16 protein-coding genes are annotated in these 17,067 nt (G+C 74.3%); 6 read left to right on the top strand and 10 right to left on the bottom strand.

The features are described from left to right. Window positions 1-18: 18 nt before the first annotated feature. The 3 genes from ACIA8Q_RS23360 (at window position 19) to ACIA8Q_RS23350 (ending at window position 3,993) form a co-directional block, all read left to right on the top strand. A complete protein-coding gene (locus ACIA8Q_RS23360; protein WP_360212790.1) occupies window positions 19-1,008 on the top strand; it encodes an HAD-IB family hydrolase in 990 nt (329 codons plus the stop codon). 618 nt (window positions 1,009-1,626) lie between these two features. Continuing rightward, window positions 1,627-2,400, top strand: coding sequence for an ECF subfamily RNA polymerase sigma factor, BldN family (locus ACIA8Q_RS23355; RefSeq protein ID WP_360212815.1), 774 nt, complete (start codon window positions 1,627-1,629; stop codon window positions 2,398-2,400). Window positions 2,401-2,676: 276 nt separating this feature from the next. Further along, window positions 2,677-3,993 (top strand): DUF5667 domain-containing protein, encoded by a 1,317-nt coding sequence (locus tag ACIA8Q_RS23350; protein WP_360212788.1) that lies wholly within the window; start codon window positions 2,677-2,679, stop codon window positions 3,991-3,993. Between the two features lie 86 nt (window positions 3,994-4,079). Here ACIA8Q_RS23350 and ACIA8Q_RS23345 read toward each other — a convergent pair whose 3' ends face one another. The 5 genes from ACIA8Q_RS23345 to ACIA8Q_RS23325 form a co-directional block, all read right to left on the bottom strand. Next, window positions 4,080-5,087, bottom strand: a complete 1,008-nt coding sequence (locus ACIA8Q_RS23345; RefSeq protein WP_360212786.1) for a lysophospholipid acyltransferase family protein — start codon at window positions 5,085-5,087, stop codon at window positions 4,080-4,082. Window positions 5,088-5,094: 7 nt separating this feature from the next. Further along, window positions 5,095-6,198: an NAD-dependent epimerase/dehydratase family protein gene (locus tag ACIA8Q_RS23340; protein ID WP_360212784.1), complete on the bottom strand. Its 1,104-nt coding sequence runs from the start codon at window positions 6,196-6,198 to the stop codon at window positions 5,095-5,097. A gap of 150 nt (window positions 6,199-6,348) precedes the next feature. Beyond that, window positions 6,349-6,447 (bottom strand): 30S ribosomal protein bS22, encoded by a 99-nt coding sequence (locus ACIA8Q_RS23335; RefSeq protein WP_003948845.1) that lies wholly within the window; start codon window positions 6,445-6,447, stop codon window positions 6,349-6,351. 191 nt (window positions 6,448-6,638) lie between these two features. Then, a complete protein-coding gene (locus ACIA8Q_RS23330) occupies window positions 6,639-6,848 on the bottom strand; it encodes a helix-turn-helix domain-containing protein (RefSeq protein ID WP_063351305.1) in 210 nt (69 codons plus the stop codon). A 215-nt stretch (window positions 6,849-7,063) separates the two neighbouring features. Further along, window positions 7,064-8,260 (bottom strand): acetoin utilization protein AcuC, encoded by a 1,197-nt coding sequence (locus ACIA8Q_RS23325; protein ID WP_360212782.1) that lies wholly within the window; start codon window positions 8,258-8,260, stop codon window positions 7,064-7,066. 239 nt (window positions 8,261-8,499) lie between these two features. On the opposite strand from ACIA8Q_RS23325, the gene ACIA8Q_RS23320 reads away from it, so the two are divergent. Next, the gene (locus ACIA8Q_RS23320) at window positions 8,500-8,970 is read left to right on the top strand and encodes a hypothetical protein (protein WP_360212780.1); all 471 of its coding nucleotides are present in this window, start codon (window positions 8,500-8,502) and stop codon (window positions 8,968-8,970) included. A gap of 44 nt (window positions 8,971-9,014) precedes the next feature. Here ACIA8Q_RS23320 and ACIA8Q_RS23315 read toward each other — a convergent pair whose 3' ends face one another. Both ACIA8Q_RS23315 and proC read right to left on the bottom strand, forming a co-directional pair. Then, window positions 9,015-10,247, bottom strand: coding sequence for an MFS transporter (locus ACIA8Q_RS23315; protein ID WP_360212778.1), 1,233 nt, complete (start codon window positions 10,245-10,247; stop codon window positions 9,015-9,017). 248 nt (window positions 10,248-10,495) lie between these two features. Then, window positions 10,496-11,323, bottom strand: coding sequence for a pyrroline-5-carboxylate reductase (gene proC / locus ACIA8Q_RS23310; protein ID WP_360212776.1), 828 nt, complete (start codon window positions 11,321-11,323; stop codon window positions 10,496-10,498). Window positions 11,324-11,559: 236 nt separating this feature from the next. Between proC and ACIA8Q_RS23305 the strand changes: the two genes are divergently transcribed. Next, on the top strand, window positions 11,560-12,009 hold the full coding sequence (locus ACIA8Q_RS23305) for a hypothetical protein (RefSeq protein ID WP_360212774.1): 450 nt from the start codon (window positions 11,560-11,562) through the stop codon (window positions 12,007-12,009). Window positions 12,010-12,122: 113 nt separating this feature from the next. After that, window positions 12,123-13,496 carry a hypothetical protein gene (locus tag ACIA8Q_RS23300; RefSeq protein WP_360212772.1) on the top strand — a complete coding sequence of 458 codons (1,374 nt, stop codon included), beginning with the start codon at window positions 12,123-12,125 and terminating at the stop codon, window positions 13,494-13,496. A 4-nt stretch (window positions 13,497-13,500) separates the two neighbouring features. Here the strand turns inward: ACIA8Q_RS23300 and ACIA8Q_RS23295 are convergent, their stop codons facing one another. From ACIA8Q_RS23295 to ACIA8Q_RS23285, 3 genes are all read right to left on the bottom strand, one after another. Then, window positions 13,501-14,031, bottom strand: coding sequence for a hypothetical protein (locus tag ACIA8Q_RS23295; protein ID WP_360212770.1), 531 nt, complete (start codon window positions 14,029-14,031; stop codon window positions 13,501-13,503). 125 nt (window positions 14,032-14,156) lie between these two features. Continuing rightward, window positions 14,157-16,001, bottom strand: a complete 1,845-nt coding sequence (gene ilvD / locus ACIA8Q_RS23290; RefSeq protein WP_360212768.1) for a dihydroxy-acid dehydratase — start codon at window positions 15,999-16,001, stop codon at window positions 14,157-14,159. A 226-nt stretch (window positions 16,002-16,227) separates the two neighbouring features. Continuing rightward, on the bottom strand, window positions 16,228-17,061 hold the full coding sequence (locus ACIA8Q_RS23285; RefSeq protein WP_360212766.1) for a class I SAM-dependent methyltransferase: 834 nt from the start codon (window positions 17,059-17,061) through the stop codon (window positions 16,228-16,230). Between the last annotated feature and the right edge of the window lie 6 nt (window positions 17,062-17,067).

The following is a 17,067-nucleotide window of genomic DNA, read 5'->3' as shown; positions in this document are numbered from 1 at the left end:
CTGGCTATGCTCGATGACATGGCCGTGCTCCGAAGGCTCACCCAGGCGAGGCGTTCCCCCAGCGAGCGGACCGCCCTGGCGGGCGAGGCCGCCGCCGAGGCGGCGGAGGCCGCCCTGCGGGCCGAGCCGCAACCGGACGCCGGCACCGGGGGCCCCGCCGCGGAAGGCGCCGAGGACCGCCCCGGGAAGGCCCCCAAGGCGCCGGCCGGGAACCACACCCCCGAGCCGGACGACCCCCGGGCCGCCGCCTTCTTCGACTGCGACAACACCATCCTGCGCGGCGCCGCGATCTTCTACCTCGGCGTCGGCCTCTACCGCCGCGGCTTCCTCACCCGCCGGGACATCGCCCGGTTCGCCTGGCAGCAGGCCTGGTTCCGGCTGCACGGCGCCGAGGACCCGGACCACATCTCGGACGCCCAGCACACCGCCCTCGGCATCGTCGCGGGCAAGAGCACGGCCGACCTGGAGGTGCTCTGCGAGGAGGTCTTCGAGCAGGTCGTCGCCGACAAGATCTGGCCCGGCACCCGCGCCCTGGTGCAGATGCACCAGGACGCCGGCCAGCGGGTCTGGCTGGTCACCGCCGCCCCGCTGGAGGTCGCCAGGGTGATCGCCGGGCGGCTCGGCATGACCGGGGCCCTGGGCACCGTCGCCGAGGCCGAGGGCGGCCGCTACACCGGCCGCCTGGTCGGCGAGCTGCTGCACGGGCCCGCCAAGGCCGCCGCGGTGCGGGCGCTGGCCCGCCGCGAGCACCTGGACCTGGACCGCTGCGCCGCGTACAGCGACTCCGCCAACGACATCCCGATGCTCTCGCTGGTCGGCCACCCGTACGTGGTGAACCCGGACGGCGCGCTGCGCCGCCACGCCCGGGCGCAGGGCTGGCGGGTACGGGACTTCCGGACCGGCCGGAAGGCGGCCCGGGTGGGCCTGCCGGCGGCGGTCGCGGTCGGGGTGCTCGCCGGCGCGACGGCCGCCGCGGTGGCCCTGCACCGGCGCCGCAGCTGCGCCTGACGGCCGTTCCCGGGCGCTCCTCCGACCGCCTCCTCCCGCCTCCGACCACCCCCGGGCGGACCTCCCCCGTGCGGGCGACCAGCCGTCAACGGGGGCTCTGACCTGGACCCTCGTACGGGCGAACTGCCGCCCGCCACAGGGCTTTCCGGACGCCATGAGCGAACTTGCAAGCCGGTGACCGGTTCTGATCGTTCGCCAGGCCGGGAAAGTCGGGGGTTGCCGAGCGCCAAGACAGGGAAACCGCCCGCCGGACCACCGAATTGGTCACCCTGAGCGCCCGTTCGATCACGTTGAGCCGGATGAACGATGACAGCTTCGGTCAGTGTCAGCCGAATATGCGCGCCAAATGGATCCCAAGCGACCACTTCGACCACACGGTGTAGCTGTCATTGCACAAAGCGTTATTCTCTCCTGGATGCACGTCACCCACGCGCCCCGCTCGAACGGGCGGCGCGGGCGTGCTCTCCGCGCAGGCGGAGGTGATCCGTCCACAGTTCTGCCTCTGGGAGTCCCGTGTACCCACCCGTCCGGAACGACGCGCCTGCACCCTCCCGCCCGTCGTCCGCGCCCCTGCGTCCCCGCACCGGCCTCCGCGGTCGCCCCGCCACCGACCGGCAGATCTCCACCGGCCTGGACCTGCTGCGCAGCCTGCTCCGCAGCCAGCTCTCCGTCTCGCCCCAACTCGTGCCCGCCGGCGTTCCGTTCGGGCAGCCGCAGGCTGCCGGCCTGGCGCTGCGGACCACCGCCGCCGGCTCCACCGGCACCGGCTCGCGCGGCCGCAGCGGCACCGCCGGCGTCGGCCGCGGCCGCACCCGGACGGCACCCAGCCCCGGCTACGAGACCGAGCACAACCCGATCATGGAGCTGGTCGAGCGCGCCCAGGCCGGCGAGAGCGAGGCCTTCGGCCGGCTGTACGACCACTACGCGGACACCGTCTACCGCTACATCTACTACCGGGTCGGCAGCCGGGCCACCGCCGAGGACCTCACCAGCGAGACGTTTCTGCGGGCGCTGCGCCGGATCGGCACCTTCACCTGGCAGGGCCGGGACTTCGGCGCCTGGCTGGTGACCATCGCCCGGAACCTCGTCGCGGACCACTTCAAGTCCAGCCGGTTCCGGCTGGAGGTGACCACCGGCGAGATGCTCGACTCCAACGAGTGCGAGCGCAGCCCGGAGGAGTCGGTGCTGGAGTCGCTCTCCAACGCCGCCCTGCTGGAGGCGGTGCGCCGGCTCAACCCGCAGCAGCAGGAGTGCGTCACGCTCCGCTTCCTGCAGGGGCTCTCGGTGGCCGAGACCGCCCGGATCATGGGCAAGAACGAGGGCGCCATCAAGACCCTCCAGTACCGCGCCGTGCGAACCCTGGCCAGGCTGCTGCCGCCGGACGCGCGGTGAGGCGGCGGTGCCGGTGACCGCGGGCGGCATAGCGGAGGGCCGGCCCGCCGGCCCGTCACCATCCGTGCGCGACCGACACGTCCGGGTGAACGGTCGGTCCGATGATCAGCCGTGCGTAACCCACCGCCCGCACCACTCGTTGGCCAGCGTGCAAGCCCCCACCAGGCGTGCGGTCAAGCCGAATTGCGACCTGTCACCCGATGGAGTGGCTTTGGCCCGCCGAGGCAACCGTCCGGCAGGCCGGGGTGTCGACAACGACGAAGGGAGGTGTGGCCCGTGACGGCAAACGTGCTGGAGCACCGACGGGCGAAGGCCTTCGCCGAGGCGCTGGAGGCCCACCAGGCGGAGCTACGCGGAGCGGACGACGCCGAATCGGCCACCACCGCTGCCGGCGGCTCCGGTTCGGCCGCGACGGCCGAACTGGTCGGGCTGACCGACGTACTGGGAGCCCTGCCCGGACCGGCCCTGGACCGGGAGGTCCGGACCGTCCAACGCGCCCAGCTGATGGCCGCGTTCGAGCAGGCCTTCGCCGGCGGAGGGGGCGCGGCGGTGCCCCGCCAGCGCCGGCACCGGGCGATCCGGACGGCACCGCGCGGCCGCTGGAGCCGCCGGTTCGCGATCGGCGGACTGGTCGCCGGGCTCGCCGTCGGCAGCCTCGCCGGCGCCGCCGCGGCCAGCTCCAACGCCCTCCCCGGGGACACGCTGTACGGCATGAAGCGCGGCCTGGAAGGGCTGCGGCTCGACCTCGCGGACACCGACTCCGAGCGCGGCGAACTGCTGCTCGACAACGCCGCCACCCGGCTCGGCGAGGTCAGGACGCTGGTCGGCCACGGCGACCAGGGCAGCACCCTCAGCCCGGGCACCGTCGAGCGGGTCCGCCGCGCGCTGGACGACATGCACGCCGACGCCCTCAAGGGCCGCGAGCTGCTCCGCTCGGTCTACCGCAGCAACGGCTCGCTCGACCCGATGCGCGCCCTGGCCGGCTTCGCCCACGACGAGGACGGCCGCTGGGCCGAACTGGAGGGGCAGCTGCCGGTCCAGCTCACCCAGCAGGCCCACCTGGTGAGCCAGCTCTTCGACGACATAAGCGAGGACGTCGCGCCCCTGCGCCTGGTCCCGCCCGCCACCAAGAACGGCGGGAAGACCGGCACCGGAGCGGGCGGCGGCACGGCCGGACCGACCGGCGGCGCACCCGCCGACACCACGGCCGGCGACCCGGGCACCGCGCCCGACACCGGACCGGCCCAGAAGGGCGGCACCGGGGCGAGCGGCGGCGCGGGCCGCCCCGGCGGCACCGAGCGGGCCCCGGCCAGCAGCGGGGCCAGCACCCCCGGCGGCAGCGGCGCCAAGGGCGGCGGACTGCCCAGCACCCTGCCCACCAGTGCCCCGGACGCCGTCAACGGGCTCGTCGGAGACCTCACCAGCGGGCTCACCGGCGGCAAGCCCTCGCCCAGCGCCGACCCGGCCCCGCCGCAGGTTCCGCAGCCGCCCACCGGCACGCCCAGCGCCCCGGTCAGCGGCCAGCCCCAGGGCGTCGAGGTGCCCCCGCTGATCCCGGGCCTGCTGCCCGGGCTGCGGATCCTCGGCGGCTGACCGAACGGCGTCGAGGGCCCCGGCGATCCCCGCCGGGGCCCTCGGTCGTGCCGTCCGCGCCGTTCACCGGACCGCGGGCGGCGGGGTCAGAAGAACACCGAGCGGCGCTGCACCAGCAGCTTGTAGAGCGTGTGCTGGATGGTCTCGCGCACCTCGTCGGCCAGGTCGAAGACCAGCATCGGGTCGTCCGCCGCCTCCGGCGGGTACCCGTCGGTGGCGATCGGCTCGCCGAACCTGATGGTCCACTTGGTCGGCAGCGGCAGCACGCCCAGCGGCCCCAGCCACGGGAAGGTCGGGGTGATCGGCACGTACGGCAGGCCCAGCAGCCGGGCCAGCGTCTTCACGTTGCCGATCATCGGGTAGGTCTCCTCGGCCCCGACGATCGAGCAGGGCACGATCGGCACCCCGGCCCGCAGCGCCGAGGAGACGAACCCGCCGCGGCCGAACCGCTGCAGCTTGTACCGCTCGGCGAAGGGCTTGCCGATGCCCTTGAAGCCCTCCGGCCAGACCCCGACCACCTCGCCGCGCTCCAGCAGCGCCTGGGCGTCCTCGTTGCAGGCCAGCGTGTGGCCGGCCTTGCGGGCCAGCTCGTTGACGCCCGGCAGGACGAAAACCAGGTCCGCGGCGAGCATCCGCAGGTGCCGGCGCTGCGGGTGGTGGTCGTGGATGGCGACCTGGGTCATCAGGGCGTCCAGCGGGATCGTCCCGGAGTGGTTGGCGACGATCAGCGCGCCGCCCTCCGCCGGGATGTTCTCGACGCCCTGGACGTCGATCCGGAAGTACTTCTCGGCCAGCGGACGCAGCAGTCCGAGCAGCACCTCCTCGGTGAGCTCCCGGTCGAAGCCGAACTCGTCCACCTCGTAGTCGCCGGTGATCCGGCGGCGCAGGAAGGCCAGCCGGTCCGCGGCCCGGCCCTCCCAGCCCTTGCCGAACAGCCGGGTGGCGGCCGGACCGAGCTGTCCGGACAGCGCCCCGCCGACCGCGTCGGCGAGGCGGTCGGCCAGCCCGGGCCCCTCGGGCGCGGTCCAGCTGGGGGCGGACTCGATCGGGATGACCCTCGCCTCGCCCGGCGCGTTCTCGGCTGCGGCACTCATCGCGGGTTCAGCTCCTCGGTGGACGGGGGCGGTCGGTACGGGTCCGCTCGCCGGAGGCCCGCTCCGGGCCGAGCAGGCCCGCCAGCCGGTCGGTGACGGCGGCGAGCCGCTCGGGCGGCAGCAGGCCGGGCCGCTGCGCGGCGGCGAAGTCGGCGAAGGCCTCCGTGGTGGTGAAGGCCGGGCGGTAGCCGAAGGTCTCGCGCAGCCGGGTGGTGTCCACCACGCGGCCGTGGGTGAGCAGCCGCAGCTGCTCCGGCGAGACGTCGACCAGTCTGGTCTGCCGGGCCATCCCGGCCATCCAGCTGATCGCGGGCAGCAGCAGCGGGAGCGTCGGCCGGCCGAGCCGCCGGGCGCACTGGGAGAGCAGCAGGACACCCTCCCCCGCCACGTTGAACGTCCCGGTGTTGACGGTGCCCGGAACGGCCTCACCGGCGGCCCGGCAGAGCACCTCGACGGCGTCGTCCTCGTGGACGAACTGCAGCCGCGGGTCGTAGCCGAGCACCGTCGGCAGCACCGGCAGCGCGAAGTACTCGCTGAGCGGGGTGTCCGCGTGGGGGCCGACGATGTTGGCGAAGCGCAGCACGGTGACCGCGACGTCCGGGCGGCGCCGGGCGAAGCCGCGGACGTACCCCTCGACCTCCGAGGCGTCCTTGGCGAAGCCGCCGCCGGGCGGGTTCTTCGGCTGGATCCGCTCGGTGAACACCGCCGGGTCGCGGGGCGCGGAGCCGTAGACGCCGGTGGTGGACTTCACCACGAGGCGGCGCACCCCGGGGGCCTTCTGGCAGGCGCCGAGCAGCTGCATGGTGCCGATGACGTTGGACTCCTTCACCGCGGAGCGGTTGGTGGAGCCCAGACCGGTGGCGCTGACGCTGAGGTGCACCACGGTGTCCACGCCGTGCTCGGCGATCACCCGGGAGACCGCGGGCCGGCGCAGGTCGAGCTGGTGGAAGCGGTACTCGGCGGCGCGCCCGTCCGGCTCCTCGACCGGCAGCCCGGGCGGCTGCACGTCCACGCCGACCACCAGGTCCACCCCCGGTCGGCGGCGGAGCTCGGCGGCGAAGCGGGCACCGAGATGGCGCGCCACGCCGGTGACGAGTACGACCACGCCCACGGTGCTGCACCCCATTCCCAGAAGCCGAGCGGCCTGCGTGCACCGTACCGCGCCGCCGTGCCGGGCCGTGAAACGACACCGCCCGCCCGGGCCGCGAGGGCCTGGGCGGGCGGTGGAAGCGCCTGGCGCGCTGAGCGCGGCCGGGGGCGCTTACTTCTTGTTGCGACGCTGAACGCGAGTCCGCTTCAGAAGCTTGCGGTGCTTCTTCTTGGCCATACGCTTGCGACGCTTCTTGATGACAGAGCCCACGGAACAACCCTCGCTCACTGAGACTCTCGCCCGTGACGAGACGGAGTCCATACGACTGACGGAGGGCCTAGCCTACCGTCCACGGGGCCAGGGCCGTAATCGTGGTCCCCGTGGCCGGGAAACACGCGGAAAATCTGCGGCGAACGGGGGCCGGATCCGCGGTCGCGGACCCGGCCCCCGCCGCCCTCGGTCTACGCGCTCTCGAGCCGCACGTAGGACTCCTTGAGGTACTCGTGCACCGCCTGCTGGGGCACCCGGAAGGACCGTCCGACCCGGATGGCCGGCAGCTCTCCGCTGTGCACCAGGCGGTACACCGTCATCTTGGACACCCGCATGACCGAGGCAACCTCCGCCACGGTCAGGAAGACGACTTCCTGCAGGGGACGCTCGCCGGAACTCATGACCATCACCCGACCCTTACCCGTGTGCAAGGCACCGGCTTCCCCTCCGGTGACTCCACCGGCACACGTGTATCCCCAGAGTAGTTATGGGTGGTACCAGTGGGAAGAGGGGAGGTGCAGTCCTCGTACGGTGAGAGATAGGACTGTTGCAGTACGTAGTCACTCGGCGGATCGCCGGAGCGCCCGTACGCAGGGCGGGAGCCGGCGGACCGGTTTCAGGCCAGCAGGCCGTGGTGGGGGAACACCGCGCGGCGGCTGGCCAGGATGGCCTGATCGAGCCGGTCGGCCGGATCGTAACCCGCGTCGAAGTCGCGCCAGGCCGGCCGGGCGCCGTCGGTCATCCGCAGCGGGGCCGGGCGGCGGGTGCGGTGGTAGACCTCGGCGCGCCAGGCCTCCGGGGTCTCGGTGGCCGGGTCGACGGGCCGCCCGGCGGCGGTGGCGACGAGATGGGTCCAGCTGCGCGGCACGACGTCCACGACGGCGTAGCCGCCCCCTCCGGTGGCGATCCAGCGGCCGCCGGTGAGCCGGTGGGCCAGCCCGTGCAGCTCCTCGGCGATCAGCCGCTGCGCGTCCACGGTGACGGCCAGGTGGGCGAGCGGGTCCTCCAGATGGGTGTCCGCGCCGTGCTGGGTGACCAGCACCTGCGGCCGGAAGGCGGCGAGCAGCTCGGGCACCAGGGCGTGGAAGGCGCGCAGCCAGCCCGCGTCGCCGGTGCCGGCCGGCAGCGCGAGGTTGGCGGCGGTGCCGGGGGCGTCGGGGCCGCCGGTCTCGGTGGGCCAGCCGGTCTGCGGGAAGAGCGTGGCGGGGTGCTCGTGGAGCGAGACGGTGAGCACCCGGGGGTCGTCCCAGAAGGCCTGCTGGACGCCGTCGCCGTGGTGGACGTCCACGTCGACGTAGGCGACCCGTTCGGCGCCGAGTTCGAGCAGCCGGGCGACGGCCAGCGCCGGGTCGTTGTAGACGCAGAAGCCGGAGGCCTTGGCGGGCATCGCGTGGTGCAGCCCGCCGGCGAAGTTCACCGCGTGCGGGGTCTCCCCGCGCCAGACCGCCTCGGCGGCGGCCACGGACTGGCCCGCGATCAGCGCGGAGGCCGAATGGACCGCCGGGAAGGCCCAGTTGTCGTCGGTGCCGAGCCCGTGCCGGGGGTCCGACAGCTCGGGGTGGGCGGCGGCGTGCTTGACCGCCTCGACGTACTCCCGGGTGTGCACCAGGTGCAGGGTGGACTCGCCGGCCGGCGGTGCGGCCCGGACGGTCACCCCGGGTCCGGCGTCCAGGCCGAGGGCCTCGACGAGGCGCATGGTGAGCGCCAGCCGGGTCGGGTCCATCGGGTGGCCGGGGCCGAAGTCGTAGGCGGTGACGGCCTCGTCCCAGAAGAGGTGCAGGCCGCAGGGGGTGTCACGCTCGGCTTCGGGCATGGCCTCCACCGTAGTGGGTGGGGGTGGCCGGGCCGCCCGCGGGGCGCGCCGGGACGGCGGACGCGGCGCTGGTCACGCGGTGCGCGTACGGCAGGTGTGGTGCGCGCGTGCGGCAACGGTGGAGGTGATTTGTTGAGGCGGTACAGACAAGAGCTGTGCGAGTACCTATGCTCTCCGCCATGAAGCCATTCAGCGTGCAACGCCTTGGGGTAATTCTCGCTGCAATACTGGGACTTGGTGTGTTCTTTGCCGCCCAACCGGCCTCCGCCGCGGTCAACGGGACCAACTTCAGCGTCGACAAGTCGACCGCGAAGGCCGGTGACCAGCTGACCCTGACGCTGGCCCTCACCAACAACGAGACCAGCGACATCTACTTCGCCTACGAGTCCATCCAGCCGACCTGGCCGGCCAACCAGCTGAACGGTGCCTTCACCGTCACCGGCTGCGCCGGCGACACCGTCGACTGCACGACCAGCGGGAACAGCGCCAGCTTCCACTTCAACGCGCCGATCGTGCCGGGTGCCACCAAGACCGTCACGCTCACCGTCAAGATCACCGACACCCCGCCGTGGGACGCCACCACGCCGTACACGGTGAACTGGGCGCCTTACGTCTACTACGAGTTCGGCCAGGTGGGCGGCACCTCCACCGCCCAGGACCAGGGCTGGGCCTACGGCACCGCCAGCCTGGCGACCACGATCCTGGGCTGATCCCGCCCGCCCTTGCCCGCCCCGCCCCGCCCCCGCCCCCGCCCTCAGCCGGCGGGGGCGGGGGCCAACGCCGGTGCCGGCGAGAACCGCTCGGCCAGCGGCAGCACGGCGAGCACCAGCAGCATCGGGGCGAGCAGCGCCCAGCGGTACGAGCCGGCGTCCGCCAGCGCCCCGACCAGCGGCGAACCGATCAGGAACCCCACGTAGTTGAAGAGGTTCAGCCGCGCCACCGCGGCGTCCGAGTCGGCCGGGAACAGCCGGCCGCCGGCCGCGAACACCTGCGGGATGATCGCGCAGATGCCGAAGCCCAGCACGGTGAACCCGGCGATGCCCGCCCAGGGCGCCGGCGCCGCGGCGGCCAGCGCGAAGCCGAGCGCGGCCAGCCCGGCACCGGCCCGGACCACCGCGACCGCGCCCCAGCGCTGCACCGCGCGGTCGCCCAGGGCCCGGCCGAGCAGCATCGCCACCATGTAGCCGAGGTAGGAGAGCTTGGCGACGTCCTCGGCGCTGCCCAGGCCGTCGGTCAGGTACTTGACGCTGTAGTTGGAGACCGAGGCGTCCGCGATGTACGCGAACGCCATCGCCAGGCAGAGCGGCAGCAGCGGCCGCCAGGGGATGGAGCGGGCGGCGGCCTCGGCGGCCTCCCGGACGGCGTCGCCGAGTTCGACCGGCCCGGCGAACCTGGTACCGGTCAGCAGGGCCAGCGGGGCGATCACCGCGGCGGCGGTGCCGAACAGCACCGGCAGGCCCAGGTCGTAGTGCGAGCCCAGCCCGGCGACCGCCGCACCCACGATGCCGCCGAGGCTGAACGCGGCATGGAAGCCGATCATGATCGACCGGCCGTAGCGGTGCTGCAGCCCCACCCCCAGCATGTTCATGCTGGCGTCCAGCGCCCCGACCAGCAGCCCGAACGCGCCCAGCGCGAGGGCGAGTTGCCAGAGCGAGCCGCCGAGCCCGGCACCCGCGAGGCTGAGGCACACCAGCGGCTGGACCACCCGCAGCACGGCCCGGGCACCTGTGCGCTTCACCAGCTGTTCGGAGGTGATCGAGCCGACCCCGGCGAGGACCGGCACGGCGGCCAGGAAGACCGGCAGCAGGCCGTCGCTCAGCCCGTACCGGTGCTGGATCTCCGGGATGCAGGTGACCAGCAGGGCGAAGGTGACGCCCTGGAGCAGGAAGCTCACCGCGAGCGCGGCCCGCCCGGCGCGCAGGGCGGGCGGTGCCGCGGGCGGGGCCCCGGGGGGTGTCTCGGGTGTCGCGGGTGGCGCCTCACGCATGCGGGACCTCGCTACCGGCCGGTACGACGATGTTGGCGAGAGCGTAGGGGGTGGGCCGCGATTGCGGGAGGGGTCGCGCAGGGACTTTCCGTGCACGGGGCCGCACAGGGACCTTCCGTGCACGGGGCCGCACAGCGACTTTCCGCGCACCGGGCCGCGGCGGGCCCCGGCGCGGACTCGGCGCCCCCCGGGGCGCGCCTCGTGGACCTCGCCCCGGCGGTGATCCGCCGGACGCGTCCCGGGTCCGGCTACTTCCCGCCGGAGGCGAGCTCCCGGGAGCGGTCCCGGGCCGCCTCCAGGGCGCCCAGCAGCGCGGCCCGCACCCCGTGGTTCTCCAGCTCCCGGATGGCCGCGATGGTGGTGCCGGCCGGCGAGGTGACCGCCTCGCGCAGCTTCACCGGGTGCTCCCCGGAGTCCCGCAGCATCACCGAGGCGCCGATCGCGGACTGCACGATCAGGTCGTGCGCCACCTGCCGGGGCAGACCGAGCAGGATGCCCGCGTCGGTCATCGCCTCGACCAGGAAGTAGAAGTAGGCCGGCCCGGAGCCCGACAGCGCGGTGGCCGCGTCCTGCTGGGACTCCGGCAGCCGCAGCGCCTTGCCGACCGAGCTGAAGATCTCCTCGGCGCGCTCCAGGTGCTCCTCCGTCGCGTGCGAGCCGCCGGAGATGACGCTCATCCCCTCGTCCACCAGGACGGGCGTGTTGGGCATCACCCGGACCACCGGGGTGCCGGCCGCCAGCCGCTCCTCGAACCAGGCGGTGGGGACGCCCGCCGCGGCCGAGATCACCAGCCGGTCCGCGGCGACGTGCGGCGCCAGCTCCTCCAGCAGGCTGCCCATGTCCTGCGGCTTGACGGCCAGGATCAGGGTGTCGGCGAGCTTCGCCGCCTCGGCGTTGGAGACCACCACCACGCCGTGGCGGGCGGCCAGTTCGGCGGCGCGCTCGGGGCGGCGGGCGGTCACCAGGACGTCCGCCGGGTCCTTGCCGGCCCGCAGCAGACCGGAGAGCAGGGCCTCGCCGATCTTGCCGGTGCCCAGGAAGGCGATCTTCTGTCCGTGTGCTGCGCTGGCGCCCATGGCCGCTCCTTACCCTCGGTACTGCGGCCATCCTCGCACCGTGCGGGGGCGGCCGCGGGGACCGTCCAGCCCGTGGTCCGCCCACCCCGGTGGTCGGCACCCGGCCACCGGCGCACCGCCGCGCGCCACCGGCCGCCGGCCACCGGCCACCGGCCGCCGCCCCGAGCCGACCCCTCAGGGGAAAGTCCGGGGCATCCCCTATGGCCTCCGCGTCCGCGCGGGCGCACCGTGGAGCCATGGCACACGACGAAATGTCCCGACGTGAGAACCGGCAACTCGCCGTCGCCTCGGCGGCCGTGGGCCCGTGGCGGACCGCCGCGGGGGTCGGTGCGGTGGTGGGTGCGACCGCCCTGGGGATCGACGCGATCTCCGGGGACTGGTCACTGGGCATGCTGGCCGGGCCGGCCGGCTGGGCCCTGTTCTTCTTCTTCCTCGTCGGCACCGTCGGCGGGCAGCTGCGCCGCGACACCGGTGACCGCCGGCTGCGCCGCTGGGCGAACGAGCACCCGTGGCGGGCCGCCCTCCCGGCGGCCGGCGGGCTCCTCGTGCTGGACGTGCTGGCGCAGTGGTTCCTCGGCGACTCCAGCCTGTTCGGCGCCTTCTTCCTGGCCCTGCTGCCGGCCGGCGTCCTGCTGGCCGTCGCCGGGGTCGTGGGGTCGGTGAAGCAGGCCCGCGGCAAGGACTGACACCGACACAGACCGGGGCAAGGAGGGGTGAAACGCCACGCCCCGCACACGCGTTCACCACATGGTGTGCCCCCGATCGACGAATCGTCACCGCCCGTCGTCATACTGGCGCGATGCCGATAGCCGAAGATCCGGAACCGCGCCCCGCCGAGGGCCGCGAGCCGGGCGGGTCCGACCCGTCCGGAGCGGGCGGGAAGGACCCGTTCGCCGACCTCGTCCTGGACGAGGAGTTCATCAAGGGCGCCACCGTCCAAGAGCAGTCCGGGCGCACCCGGATGCTGGCCGCCCGGTGGAAGCACACCCCGCCGGTCGACCCGGGCGGCCGCCGCTCCGTCAACGACGGCCCGGCGAAGGCGGCCGGCCGCCGGTTCGGCCGCAAGCCGAAGGCCCCGGCCCTCGACGCCTGGGGCAATCCGCGCCCGCGCCGCCGGCCGGAGTGGCGCGCGCCGCTCTACGTCGTCCTCACCATCGCCGTGCTGCTCGCCGCGCTCAACATCGACGGGCTGCGCAGCTGGTACGACACCCGCTACGGGAACGGCTCCGGCAACGGGCCGGCCGCCGCCCGCACCCCGGCCGCCCCCGTCGCCCCGGAGACGGCGAAGCCCACCGCCGCGCCCTCCGCGGCCGCCGACCAGCAGCCGACCGTCGACCACCCCTGGAAGGGCTCCCCCGTGGAGGGCTGGCCGACCTCGATGGACGACTTCAAGCCCGTGGACGAGCCGGCCGCGACCGGCGTGTTCGGCGCCGACCAGGTCGCCGCCCAGGTCGCGCTGGTGAAGGGCTACCTCGCCGCGGCCAACATGGACCCCAAGGTCATCGGCGGCGCGCGGCCGGACGCCGCGCTGGCCATGCTGGAGCGGGACCAGCAGGACGACCTGAACGCCGCGCTGGCCAAGCCGTCCGAGGAGCACGACCCCACCAGGGACTTCGCCCGCTTCGACCCGCGCGAGGCGATCCTGGCGACCGACACCGTCAAGGTGCAGGGCCGGATCACCGTCGAGGGCGACGGCGACAAGGGCGTCCTGGTGCACACCGACTTCACCTACGTGTACGCCCTGCGCCCGGGCCCGGAGGCCGCCCAGCGGGCCGCCTCCCCCCGGCCCGCGCCGAGCGCTCCCCCGGCGACGAAGCAGCCGGCCGCGCCGTCCGGCGGCACGGCCAAGCCGGTGGGCCTGGTGCTGCCGGCCGCGGACGTCGCGGGCGACACCTGGACCACCCGCACCATCGTCCGCAAGCAGGAGGACTTCCGCTTCTACGACCCGGCCCGGTACCGGGTCAACCCGAAGAAGCTGAGCTTCGCCAAGTCCTCGTCGGACATCGGCAACAGCGCGTGCGACGTCTACGACGGCTTCCTGCACCCGCAGTTCGACCAGTTCGCGGAGCTCGCCCACCCCGGCTCCACGCCGACCGGGCCGGCCACCGACCCCTACGACCGGACGAAGGACATCCAGGAGAGCGCCGCCTGCGGCACCCTCAGCCGGAACTGACCGCTCAGCGCCGGCGCTTGCCCCGGCCCGGCGCCCCGGCGCCGGGCCGGCCGCTGCGGTCGGCCCGGCGCTTGCCGTACTGGGCGAGGGCCCGCTCGTGGGCGGCCCGGTTGACCGCCTCGCCGGGGGCCTCGGTGAGGCTGCGGACGAAGTAGGCGAGCAGCGAGCCGACCCCGCCGATCAGCCAGACCGCGCCGAGCGAGCGGTCCTCCGTCATCCAGCCGGTCAGCCGGTCCTTGCCCTCCGTGAGCACCTTCCAGGTGCGCAGCGCGGCCATCAGCGAACAGATCGCGATGGCCGCGGTCAGCAGCCCGTTGAGGAAGCCGCCGCTGTCGGAGAGGGCGACGCCCTCGACGCCGAGGCGCAGCGCGAAGGCACCGGCCGCCGCGGCGACCAGCGCACCGGCCGACACCGCGACGCGGCGCAGCCAGTAGCCGTTGTCCCGCTCGACCCAGCTGGTGCCGAACCAGCGGATCGGGTCCGGCTCGGGGGCGCCGACGGGCTGGGGGGCGGGGGCGGGGGGCTGCTCGTTCACGGGGTCGATTATCCCCCGGACGCCGCAAGCGGCGGAGGAGCCGTCCCGGACTGCGGGACGGCTCCTCCGCCGTTGTCGTCGGGCCGGGCCCAGCCGGCCTGCCGGGCGGCCGCCCGGCAGCGGGCTCAGCCCAGCTTGCTCACGTCGCGCACGGCGCCCTTGTCGGCGGAGGTGGCCATCGCCGCGTAGGCGCGCAGCGCCTGGCTGACCTGGCGGTCGCGGTTCTTCGGGCGGTAGCCGCCGCCGGCCTCCAGCGCGCGGCGGCGCTCGTCCAGCACCTCGGCGGGCACCTCCAGGGAGATCCTCCGGCCCGGGATGTCGATGGCGATGGTGTCGCCGTCCTCGACCAGGGCGATCGTCCCGCCGGAGGCGGCCTCCGGGGAGGCGTGGCCGATGGACAGGCCCGAGGTGCCGCCGGAGAAGCGGCCGTCGGTGACCAGCGCGCAGGCCTTGCCCAGGCCCCGGCCCTTGAGGAAGGAGGTCGGGTAGAGCATCTCCTGCATGCCCGGACCGCCCTTGGGGCCCTCGTAGCGGATGACGACGACGTCGCCCTCCTTGACCCGCTTGGCGAGGATCGCCTCGACCGCGTCCTCCTGCGACTCCACGACGACGGCCGGGCCGCTGAACGTCCAGATCGACTCGTCGACGCCGGCGGTCTTCACGATGCAGCCGTCCTCGGCGAGGTTGCCGTACAGGACGGCGAGGCCGCCCTCCACCGAGTAGGCGTGCTCGACGCTGCGGATGCAGCCCCCGGCGGCGTCGGTGTCCAGCGACTCCCAGCGCTCGGACTGCGAGAAGGCCTCGGCGGAGCGGACGCAGCCGGGCGCGGCGTGCCACAGCTCGACGGCCTCCGCGGACGGCGAACCGCCCCGCACGTCCCAGGTCTTGAGCCACTCGGCGAGCGAGCCGGAGTGCACCGTGTGGACGTCCTCGTTGAGCATCCCGCCGCGGTACAGCTCGCCGAGGATGGCCGGGATGCCGCCGGCCCGGTGGACGTCCTCCATGTAGTACGAGCCGTTCGGCGCGACCTTGGAGAGGCAGGGCACCCGGCGGGAGACCGCGTCGATGGCCCGCATGTCGAAGTCCAGCTCGGCCTCCTGGGCGGCGGCGAGCAGGTGCAGGATGGTGTTGGTCGAGCCGCCCATGGCGATGTCCAGGGCCATGGCGTTCTCGAAGGCCGCGCGGGTGGCGATCGCGCGCGGGAGCACCGAGGCGTCGTCCTGGCCGTAGTGGCGGTTGGTGATCTCGACGACGGTCCGGCCGGCGGCCTCGTAGAGGGCGCGGCGGGCGGTGTGGGTCGCGAGCACCGAGCCGTTGCCGGGCAGCGAGAGGCCGATGGCCTCGGTGAGGCAGTTCATCGAGTTGGCGGTGAACATGCCGGAACACGAGCCGCAGGTCGGGCAGGCGTTCTCCTCGATGATCGCGATGTCCTCGTCGGAGACGTTCTCGTTGACGGCCTGCGAGATCGCGTCGACCAGGTCGAGCTTGCGCACCGTGCCGTCCACCAGGGTGGCCTTGCCGGCCTCCATGGGCCCGCCGGAGACGAAGACGGTCGGGATGTTGAGGCGCAGCGCGGCCATCAGCATGCCCGGGGTGATCTTGTCGCAGTTGGAGATGCAGATCAGTGCGTCGGCGCAGTGCGCGTTGACCATGTACTCGACCGAGTCGGCGATCAGGTCGCGCGAGGGCAGCGAGTAGAGCATGCCGCCGTGGCCCATCGCGATGCCGTCGTCCACGGCGATGGTGTTGAACTCGCGCGGGATGCCGCCCGCCTGCTTGATCGCCTCGGAGACGATCCGGCCGACCGGCTGCAGGTGGGTGTGGCCGGGCACGAACTCGGTGAAGGAGTTGGCGACCGCGATGATCGGCTTGCCGAAGTCCTCGCGGGCTACGCCGGCGGCCCGGAGAAGCGCCCGGGCGCCTGCCATGTTGCGACCGTGGGTGACCGTACGGGACCTCAGCTCGGGCACTGTGCTCCACTCCTTCGGGGCTGTCGCCGGCGCCCCGCTGGTGGGAGGGTGCGGGGGCCGCTGTGGCTACGAGCCTACGCCCGCGGTCCAGGCGGCGGACGGCCCGTCCGCGATGCGGTCAGGCGGACGGGCCGTTCGGGGGTGTGCGGGGCGGGGCCGTTCGGGGGTGTGCGGGGGGTGGGGGGTTCGGGGGCGGGGCGCGGCCAGGGCGCCGGGGTGGGCCGGGTCAGGCCGGGGTGGGCCGGGTCAGGCCGGGGTGGGCCGGGGTGTCCGGGGTGATCGCCACCGCCAGCTCCAGGGCGTAGCGCTCGACCAGCCGGCCGTCCGGGAACTCCGCGGTCATCGCGACCCGCTCGGCCTCCAGCAGCGGCGCGCGCTCCGCGGGCCCGAGGGAGGCCATGAACGAGCGGGAGGTGAGGTCGGCCAGCACCTCGTCCACGGTGACCCTCCGCTCCCAGCGCAGCACCGCGCGCTCGACCCTCAGGCCGGCCGACGCGAAGTGGGCGACGTGACCGGCGACCCCGCCGTAGCCGTGGTAGCGGTCCCCCAGGGCCGCGGTCATCCGCTCGACCCGCGCCCGGACCCACGGCACGGTCTCGTCCGGGATGTTCCACCAGGCGGCCAGGGCGCCACCGGGCCGCAGCACCCGGACCGCCTCGGGGACGGCCAGTTCGGGGCGGGTCCAGTGGAAGGCCTGGGCGTAGGTGACCAGGTCGGCGGAGCCGTCGTGGAACGGCAGCTCGTCGCCGCCGGCCCGGACCAGCGGCAGCCCCGGCGACGAGGCCAGGAACTGGGCGGCCATGCCCGCGCTGGGCTCCACCGCGACGACGTCCGCCCCGCGGGCGGCGAGCAGGCGGGTGGCGATGCCTGTGCCGGCGCCGACGTCCAGGACCCGGGCGTTCTTCAGACTGCGGCCGGACAACCGCTCCACCGCGTCGAACAGCTCCTCCGGGTAGCCCGGCCGGCCGCGGCCGTACTCGACGGCGACCCCGCCGAAGCTCCGCGCCGCCTCCAACCGCCCCTGGGCCTGGCCCCGACCCTGGTCCTGATCCTCCGTCATGGCTCC

The sequence above is a fragment of the Kitasatospora sp. NPDC051705 genome (genome assembly GCF_044453265.1).
Taxonomy (GTDB): domain Bacteria; phylum Actinomycetota; class Actinomycetes; order Streptomycetales; family Streptomycetaceae; genus Kitasatospora.
Note: the sequence above shows the minus strand (reverse complement) of the source record. Positions and strands in the feature narration are given on the sequence as shown.